The following is a 1,943-nucleotide window of genomic DNA, read 5'->3' on the forward strand; positions in this document are numbered from 1 at the left end:
CGCGCCCCGCCGCTACCGCCGGGTCGCCCGCCGGTAGGCCCAGGTGGCGACGGCCAGCGACACCACGCCCACCCCGGCGCAGACCGCGAGGTCCCCGACCACCGCCGCCCAGTCCGGCGACGGCCGGAACGTCCGGGCGAACGCCTCCACCGCGTAGGTGGACGGCAGCAGGTCGCGCAGCCACAGCACCGGCTGCGGCAGGTGGTCCACCGGCAGGACGCCGAGCAGCAGCGCCGCCGACATGCCCAGCTGCCCGAGCATGGTGGCGATCTCCTGCTTGGGCGCGAGCAGCCCGCAGGCCGCGCCGAGCCCGGAGAGCGCCGCCCCGGCCAGCGGCACCACCGCGAGCAGCACCCACAGCTGCCCGAGCGGCAGCCCGAACATCACCGCGCCGACGCCGGCCGTGACCAGCGTTCCGGGCAGGGTGAACGAGGCGAACGCGGCGGCCGTGCCGAGCACCACCGAGGCGGCCGGCACCGGCAGCGTCGCGTAGTGGTCCAGCCCGCCGCTGGCCCGCAGCCGGCCGAAGTACTGGGCGAGCAGGTTGAGCGCCACGAAGGCCACCACCAGCACGCTGGAGCCGGACACCACGTACCGGGCGCCCGAGGTCTGCCCGGCGTCGACGACGCCCCGCATCATCACCAGGATGCCGAGCGACTGGAAGGTGGCCACGAACAGCAGCGGGATCCGCGCCACCCGGGCCCGGGCGAGCTGCGCCCGGTAGACGGCGGCGAGGGCGGGCAGCAGCCGGGCGGCCGGGGCCAGCGGGGCGGGTCCGCCGGCCGCGCCGGGGGTGGTGCGCGGCGGTGCCGAGAGCAGCGTCACTTGGCCAGTCCTCCGTGGCGGCCGCCCAGCTTGAGGTAGGCGTCCTCAAGGCTCGGGGTGGCCAGGGTGAAGTCGTCCAGGGCGGCGAAGGCCGGGCCGGTGGTGACGGCGGAAACCAGTTCGCGGGCCTGCTCGGGGGTGGTGCGCACGGTCCAGCGGCGGCCGGTGCGCTCGGCCCGTTCGGCGAGCGCCGCGACGGCGGGGACGGCCAGCGGCGCCTCGTCGCGCCAGACCAGGTCGAGCCGGACGTCGCCGTCGACCAGCGCCTTGAGGCCGCCGGGGGTGTCGCAGGCGATCACCCGGCCCTCGTCGACCACCGCGACCCGGTCCAGCACCGTCTCCGCCTCGATCACGTTGTGGGTGACCAGCAGCACGGTGGCGGAGCGCTCGGCCCGGCGGCGTTCGACCGCCGACCAGACGGCCCGCCGGGCGACCGGGTCCATGCCGGTGGTGGGCTCGTCGAGGACGAGCAGCGGCCGGTCCCCGACCAGGGCGGCGGCGACGCAGGCGAGCCGGCGCTGGCCGCCGGAGAGCTTGGCGAGCGGCCGCTGGGCGAGCGGCTCCAGCGCGAGCTCGGTGATCACCTCGTCGGCGGCGGCGCGGGCCCGGGCCCGGCTCAGGCCGCGCAGCCGTCCGGTGGTCTCGGCGGCGAGGGCGACGGTCAGCTCGTCGAGCGCGGAGGACTCCTGGCCGAGGTAGCCGAGCAGCCGGGCGGCCCGTTCGGGGTGCCGGACCACGTCGTGGCCGAGGATCTCGATGCTGCCGGAGTCCGGCCGCAGCAGTCCGGTGAGCTGGCGGACCAGGGTGGACTTGCCCGCGCCGTTGGGTCCGAGCAGGCCGAAGATCTCGCCCTGCCGGACGGTCAGGGTGATGCCGTCGTTGGCCCGGATCTCGCTGGCGGAGGCGCCGCGCCCGGCGCGGTACGTCCGGACCAGGTCCCGTACGGCGCAGCACGGCGAGGTCTCCTGGGGTGCCCGCCCGGCCGTCTCACTCACGACCGAAGACTCTACGCGGTGCAACGGGCGAACCGGACAACGGGGCCCGATCCGCCTCCCGGGCGGAGCTTCTAGATGATTGATGCCAAGGGCTCGCTGGCGCGCATGACATGAAGCGAGGGA

The 1,943-nt window shown here is 76.2% G+C and carries 2 protein-coding genes; both read right to left on the reverse strand.

Going from position 1 to position 1,943, the window contains the following annotated elements:
• Positions 1-12 precede the first annotated feature (12 nt).
• Positions 13-825: an ABC transporter permease gene (locus tag ABD308_RS04215; RefSeq protein ID WP_344325707.1), complete on the reverse strand. Its 813-nt coding sequence runs from the start codon at positions 823-825 to the stop codon at positions 13-15.
• Positions 822-1,820: an ABC transporter ATP-binding protein gene (locus ABD308_RS04220; RefSeq protein ID WP_344325710.1), complete on the reverse strand. Its 999-nt coding sequence runs from the start codon at positions 1,818-1,820 to the stop codon at positions 822-824. The genes ABD308_RS04215 and ABD308_RS04220 overlap by 4 nt, the downstream gene beginning before the upstream one ends.
• Between the last annotated feature and the right edge of the window lie 123 nt (positions 1,821-1,943).

Source organism: Kitasatospora putterlickiae, assembly GCF_039527695.1.
GTDB lineage: Bacteria > Actinomycetota > Actinomycetes > Streptomycetales > Streptomycetaceae > Kitasatospora > Kitasatospora putterlickiae.